This is a genomic window from Spongiactinospora rosea, from assembly GCF_003315795.1.
In the GTDB taxonomy this organism is placed as follows: Bacteria; Actinomycetota; Actinomycetes; order Streptosporangiales; family Streptosporangiaceae; genus Spongiactinospora; species Spongiactinospora rosea.
This window is the reverse complement of the sequence record NZ_QMEY01000047.1, coordinates 23,963-30,652: the sequence shown is the minus strand read 5'-3', so window position 1 is coordinate 30,652 and position 6,690 is coordinate 23,963. Positions and strand designations below refer to the sequence as shown.

General features: G+C 62.7%; 5 protein-coding genes and 1 pseudogene. 3 read left to right on the top strand and 3 right to left on the bottom strand.

Annotated features, from left to right (window positions below):
* The 3 genes from DP939_RS44175 to DP939_RS45810 all read left to right on the top strand — a co-directional run.
* On the top strand, positions 1 to 610 hold a 610-nt coding region (locus DP939_RS44175; RefSeq protein ID WP_199565828.1), incomplete at its 5' end, for a cation:proton antiporter domain-containing protein.
* Positions 611 to 613: 3 nt separating this feature from the next.
* Positions 614 to 772, top strand: coding sequence for a hypothetical protein (locus DP939_RS46615; RefSeq protein ID WP_158579007.1), 159 nt, complete (start codon positions 614 to 616; stop codon positions 770 to 772).
* Positions 773 to 2,847: 2,075 nt separating this feature from the next.
* The gene (locus DP939_RS45810; RefSeq protein WP_147268402.1) at positions 2,848 to 3,585 is read left to right on the top strand and encodes a hypothetical protein; all 738 of its coding nucleotides are present in this window, start codon (positions 2,848 to 2,850) and stop codon (positions 3,583 to 3,585) included.
* A 776-nt stretch (positions 3,586 to 4,361) separates the two neighbouring features.
* On the opposite strand, the gene DP939_RS44170 is transcribed toward DP939_RS45810, so the two are convergent.
* From DP939_RS44170 to DP939_RS44160, 3 genes and pseudogenes are all read right to left on the bottom strand, one after another.
* The gene (locus DP939_RS44170) at positions 4,362 to 5,441 is read right to left on the bottom strand and encodes a hypothetical protein (RefSeq protein ID WP_113986826.1); all 1,080 of its coding nucleotides are present in this window, start codon (positions 5,439 to 5,441) and stop codon (positions 4,362 to 4,364) included.
* 6 nt (positions 5,442 to 5,447) lie between these two features.
* Positions 5,448 to 5,918 carry a hypothetical protein gene (locus DP939_RS44165; RefSeq protein ID WP_113986825.1) on the bottom strand — a complete coding sequence of 157 codons (471 nt, stop codon included), beginning with the start codon at positions 5,916 to 5,918 and terminating at the stop codon, positions 5,448 to 5,450.
* A pseudogene (locus DP939_RS44160) lies at positions 5,915 to 6,561 on the bottom strand (AAA family ATPase); the annotation flags it as partial. The pseudogene DP939_RS44160 and the gene DP939_RS44165, both read right to left, overlap by 4 nt.
* Between the last annotated feature and the right edge of the window lie 129 nt (positions 6,562 to 6,690).

The following is a 6,690-nucleotide window of genomic DNA, read 5'->3' as shown; positions in this document are numbered from 1 at the left end:
CCGCTGGTTCGCCGCCTCGACCCAGTACGAGCCGCTCAACGCCCTGGCCATCGGCCTGCTCGTGCTGGCGCTGGGCAAGGTCACCCACGGCAACCTGTTCCTGGCCGCGTTCGCGGCCGGTATCACCGTGGCCACCTTCGGCGAGCGGCAGCGCGCATCGTTCGAGCACTTCGGCGAGCTGATCGCGGAGGTGTTCAAGCTGGCCGCGCTGCTGGTGTTCGGGGCGCTCATCACCCCGGCGCTGCTGGGGTCGGTCGGCTGGCAGGGCTGGGTGTTCGCGGTACTGGCACTCGTCCTGGCCCGCCCGGCCGCGATCTGGATCTCCTTCCTCGGGTCAGGGCTGACGATCCGCGAGCAGGCGGCGGTGGCATGGTTCGGCCCGAAGGGGTTCGCCTCGGTGGTCTACGGCCTGCTCGTGCTCAGTTCCGCGATCGCGGCCGCCCAGCAGGTCTTCCAGTTGGTGGCGGTCACCATCGTGCTGTCGATCATGCTGCACTCCTCCACCGACATCGTGGTGGCCCGTGGCTTCGACGACGAGCGCGACGTACCGGCCTGGTTCGGCGGCATCCGCCGCCTCCGCCGGCGCGGCGAACGGGAAAGGGAAGCCTGAGGCATGCGCGACTGGGCCGAGCGTGTCGCGATCTTCGGAATCTTCATCGTCGTGTGGCTGTTGCTCGGCGGGCCGGCGGACGGGCTGATCATTCGGTGCACCGTGATCATGGTGTTGCTCACGGTCCGCGCCTACGTGTACCGGCGTGACTCAGACCGCTGAAATGCGGCCGGCGTCTGGAACCGGCTACGCCAGCTCCTGCCCACCAAGCTGTACGCCGCCAGCTCGGCTGGCCAAAGCCAGTGATCGACAAACTCCACATCTAGGAATTCAAGGCCCGAAACCTGCAGAACCCGATGGACGAAGTGAAATCGGACTCGAAGCACCACATCATCGCCAAGTGGTGAGGGCGTCCCTCTCACCGTCTTCCAGGCCGACGGCCACTGCAACGATGTCACCAGGCTTACGCCTTCGAAGTGCCTGTAAGCAGATCGCAGCCGTGACCACGACGTATCCCGCCCCAATTTCGCGTACCGACTCTCAAGCCCTATGTCGGATGGCGCGACACCCTACACGGCTCCGGTCCAGGCATTCATCGATGGGCGGTCGGGCTGGCGTTGGTGCTGTTGCACTGGATGCACCGCATCCGCTGGGAGGTGCGCGACAAAACCCAAGAAGTATTCATTCGTCGCGGCAATCAACAGCTGATGGCGCCTCGTCCGCGACCTTTCGGCTAGGACCTTAACGCCCTGACCCTAGGCCGCCGGGACAGCCCGATCATCGCTACAGCGATCTCTGTCATGACATAGGCACCAGAGAGGATTCTCATAGCGAGTGAGCACCACTGGGGACAGCGGGCTCACTCCTTCACCCCCATGTAGCCCAGCAACGTCAGGCTGACCATTTAGAGGTGTATGTTGCTGCGCGACAAGTTCCGCGATGTACCTCCAGTTACCAGCTTCCGGCCTCGTACCGTCGCTTGATGACACGTCTTTTAGCCAGCGGGTTGCCCCTGGTCGCTGAGCGACTACAGAGACTGGCCTGGCTCCACCGGCATCTCACTTATACCCTTCACAACGCTATTGGTAGGGCGCCGCTATGGGCAGCGCTCTCTGGATAGCATCGATCGACGCGTGGCGGCGAGCAGGTACACGTCTGCGCCTATCGACACTAGGGATCAGCCGAGATTCATCTGGCGGCCTAAGCCTCGCCAATCTGGGGGAGGCAGCCCCAGGCCCATCGCAACGCCTACAGCCCACCGGCTTGGAATTCAATGGCATGCAAGAACTTGACACCGATTCGAAACCAAGGTCATCCTGAGGGCGCATCGATCTATTCTGCAGCAGCCGGCACGAACACATGCGCTCTACCGTCGGCTCACGAGGCCGTTTGATAGCCAGCCCACTCCATGCTATTGAGCCGCAGCCAATAGGCGGCCTTCGTCTGGCCGGACTATACGTATCTACACTATCACTTTAAGTGACGGGCATAAATAGAAATCGCGCACTCTTCGATAAGCTATTGACCCGTACAACTGTGTCACGTAACTTGTTATTGCCCGGCGGCCGCAACTGCAGCTAGCCGAGGAAGACCTGAAAGTCCCACGGGCAGGGCGATCTTGCCGGATGACCTGCCCGTGGGGCATCAATCGATGCAAGGAGAACTCTACAGTATGCCCGACAAAATTCGATGGCTGCTCGCCTGTTCTCTGGCGGCTGTGACTGCGGTGGGGTTGGGGGCCACTTCGGCGCACGCCGCCCCCTCCAGCCCCGCCTACGAGGTCCCAGATGACGTCTACGTTGCCCCTGACGTGGACTTAAGCAAGCCGGTCGTGCGATCGGATCAGGCGGAGCTGGACAGCGACGCATTCGCTTGCGGGCCCTACGATGGCGCTGGCCTTCCGGCCCAGTGGAAAACCTACCAATGGCTCGACTGCTCATATATCGGATCTAGCCCCAGCGCCACCAAGGGGTACGGCTGGGCCGTCCCGGGCTGGTCCGAGGCGGAGGCATGCGCTCAGGGAATGGGATACAGGTCCGGATCGGTCTACTGGATCGGGCTGGGCTGCGGTAAGTCCGGCCGCGGAAGCGCCTCGTGGGGCGAGGTCGTGGGAGTGCCGAAATTCAAATCCTACGGACTCTCCGTCCCAGCTATAACGCCCCTCACTTGGGCATAAGCGAGTGACAGCCACACCATAGCATTCTAATCTGTGCCCATGCGTATAGCCAGAATCTCCTGCGCATGGGCACATGTCACTCTATGCGCTATTCAGCGTTTCTATCCCAGGGCGCCTCTAAATGACAAGAAGAGCGAGATATCTTATTATTGCGCTAGCTGTTTTAGCCGGAGCGGCTGCAGTTGCATTTTTACTCAGCCGCTCTGAGCATAACACCACAAAAGAGCGCTCGCTAGCAGACATCGCTAATTCTATAGCAAGGGCAATTGGATGCCCGGACAAGGAGTATCTTTACGACGACCTTTACTTCTGGGACACTATGTATGGCGTCAACTGTTACAATGAAGGCAAAGGCGGAAAGGTCACGGTTGTACGCGCATACAGAACCCCTGAATCGATTCCAATCGTACTTCAGGATTGGCAACCGCTGATTACATCCGAGCGCCCGCTCATAACTGGTAAGAACTGGTTTGCCGTAGGCAGCGCTGCGGAGGTGCAAAGAGTGAGGAAGCTGGTCGAGGGGGCCTCGGCCATCACTACGCATGTGCCTCAGGTCGACCACTCACTCTCTCCGGAGAGAGAAGCTGTTACTACATGTGTCAGATTCGCGGCAGGTGCGATCAACGACCGTGCGCTGAATTCCGCCCAATACCGCCAAATGCTGCCATATCTAGATAAAATGTATCCAGGCTTCAAGCGAGTCATAGAAGGGAGCATGCCAGCCGACAGCGCACAGGAGCTCAAACAAATTTCCGAACATGACGTAGGCCGCCTAGAGCCATACATTTCAAAATATGGCATCAAGGCAAAAGAGTTTTGTGCGGACCGTTTCATCAAGCCTACCGCTAGCCCTAAATGATCTTGACCTGTTGTCGCCTACTCAGGACACAGCGATACAAGTATGTTACTGTGGCGCTATAAGCTGGGAGCCGGTCAAGGGAGTGCATGTGGTAGCGTACATGTCTGCTCGGAAGCTTTTCGGACTAGGAGTCGCCCTCCTTCTAGTATCCTTCGTAGGCGGCACTTTTCTTCCAGGCATCCTGGTCACTACCATTGGTAACGCCCAGACTCCGTCACAGGGCCAGCTCGGAGTTATTTTTGATATCTGCGAAATTGTCGCAGTGGTCACCTTGCCCCTGGGCTTAGGGTTCATCGCGGCTTCGCTAGTCCTCCGCTCGCTCAACCTCAAGAGGGAGGAGCGCGATCCAGTTGCTGCTACACCTCGGAGCTTTACCGGTAAAGCCATCATCTTGTGGGGCTGCGCACTGATTCTTCTTTCAGTTCTAGCCAGGCTTTTCTTGTCTCAATATGCTGTGAGCACAGGCATCCCTACCCCTTTCCCCGGCGAGAGGGCCGCAGCGTTCTTTGGCATGCTCATGTCCTGGTTCATCAAGGTTTCGGCTCCCCTCGGCGCGGCCTTCGTATCGGCAGGCGTTCTGCTACGAAGCTTGGTACGCCAAGGGTCGTAAGACCAGCCAGTACACAGAGCCACGCGAGCCGGCAGCCAGGGTAAGCTGATCACGACCGCAGCCTCAGAAGGCCCGCCAGTAATCTCGAACCGGAATGACGGCCGCTCCCACATGTCTAATCCTGCTGAAAGCGACCTACGGTGGCGGGATGCTTCACCGCCCTGCATCACAGCGCCAGGTCACGGCGGCGGAGTCCGTACAGGCCCACCGCGACCAGGCCCGCCGCCACAACGGTGAGCCCGGCCAGCGTGCCCACTCCCGGGTCGGCCAGCGTGGAGTAGTGAACGTGGGCGAACGGAGAGATCATGAACAACGCGTCGCTCACCAGGCCGACCTCCCAGCCCACCTCCCATGCGACGGCCAGCGCCAAGGCCGTCCACCCCACGACCGCCCCGGCCCGCAGGAACAGCCCGAACGCCGCCAGGGCGATCCCGGCCATCACCCAGATACCGGGCAGGATGATCATGGTTCGGGACAGGTTACCGGCGAGGTCACCGTTTCCGAGGCTCAACGCCAGGCCGGCGACCAGCAGCACGAGCGCGGGGACCGCCACGGCGAACAGCAGATGACTCACCGCCCAGCGGGTCCGGCTCACCGGACCGGACAGGAGAAGTTCCGTGGCCTCCTCACCACGCAGCCGGAGCACCGTCATGATCGCGTGGAGCGAGACCGAGTACACCGCCAGTTCGTAAACGACCAGCTCGAAGAATATTGCCGCTGGATCGTCCGCCCCGGTGCGCGCGGCCCAGAAGTCCAGCGCTCCGCTCCGGCCGAACATCTTGACGGCGCTCTGCCCGCCCAGCCCGATCCCCGCGCCGATGAAGGCGGCGCCCGCGATCCGGGCCAGTGCCATGCCCCGGTGCGTCCGCCAGGCCAGCCCGATCAGCCCGTGCAGGTCTTTGGACGCGTGGGCGGAGCCGAGCCGCGGAGGCAGGAGCCCGGTGCCGACGTCCCGGCGGGCCGACAGCGCGTACGCCATCCCCACCAACGCCGCGACGAACGCCACGACCGGCAGGAACACCCACCATTGCTCGCCGCCGAAGGCACGCGCCCGCAGGAACCAGCCGTTCGGCACCAGCCAGCCCAGCCACGCCAGGCCAGGACCGCCCAGGTCGCTGACGCCCCGGACCAAATAGGCCGTGAAGAACACGGTGAACGCCACGGCTGCGGCCATGCGGGCGCTCTGGGTCACCTGCACGGCGACCGCGGCCAGCGCAGCGGCGATCCAGCCGCCCGACGCGGCCATCAACCCCTAGGCCAGGGACCCGGCCATGGGCAGCCCCGCGCCCACGCCGGCTACGGTGATCAGTACGGCCAGCACGGCGTTGGCAGCCAGCACGACGGTCAGCGCGGCGGTCAGCGGGGCGTGCCGCCCGACGGCGGCCGAGCCGAGGAGTTCCCGTCGTCCCCGCTCCTCGTCGGCGCGGGTGTGCTTGACCAGGAGAACGACGCTGGCCAGGGCGGCGAAGAGCGTGGTGGCGGCGCCTCGCTGCTGAGCCGCCGCCGCGCCCAGACCATCGCCGTACGCCGGTCCCTGCAACAGCAGGATCACCGGGTTCTGCACGATCTCGTTGGCGTAGTGCAGGCGCGCTTCCGCGGTGGGAAGCAGTTGCCGGATGGTGGCCACCGTGGTCACCACGAAAAGGGTGATCGACAGGACCCACAGCGGCTGCCAGACGCGGTCGCGGCGCAGGATCAGCCGGATCAGTGCGACCGTGTTCATCGATAATGCCTCATGAACAGCTCTTCCAAGGTGGGGGCTGGGCGGTGATGTCGCGCACGCCGTATTCGGTCAGGCGGGCCATCACCTCGCCGATGTGGCCGGTGTCGGCATGGAAACGTACGCGCTTCCCGTCAACGCTGAAATCGTGGACATGGGGCAGGCCGCCATCCGGAACCCTGTCCAGTACGGCGGTGACGGAAGTGCGGGTGAGGTGGCGCAGTTGCGCGAGGGTTTCGGCCTCCACGATCCGCCCGTCCCGGATGATGCTCACCCGATCGCACAGCGCCTCGACCTCGGCGAGGATGTGGCTGGAGAGCAGCACCGTACGCCCGGCGCGCCGTTCCTCGGCAATGATGTCGCGGAAAACCGCCTCCATCAGTGGGTCCAGACCGGAGGTCGGCTCGTCCAGCACCAGTAGTTCCACATCGGAGGCGAGTGCGGCGATCAGCGCGATCTTCTGCCGGTTGCCCTTCGAGTAGGTACGGGCCTTTTTGCGGGGGTCCAGGGTGAATCGCTCGATCAGCTCATCGCGCCGCCAGGGGAGAGGATCAGGATGAGCCGGACGCTCTGGCTGATCAGCCCGACGGTGGTCTCGTGCCAGGCGATCAGGAGCAGTGAGACCATTGCTACTTGCTGACCATATGATCAGTTACCTAACCAAACGGCCAATAGGTCGGCAGGAAGACGCTCGTCGCGAAAGCGTCAAGAAACATCTGGCGGGGCGGATCCGCTGCTGTTACCGTCAATTGTGGAGCGCCGGGAAGCCTGGTCG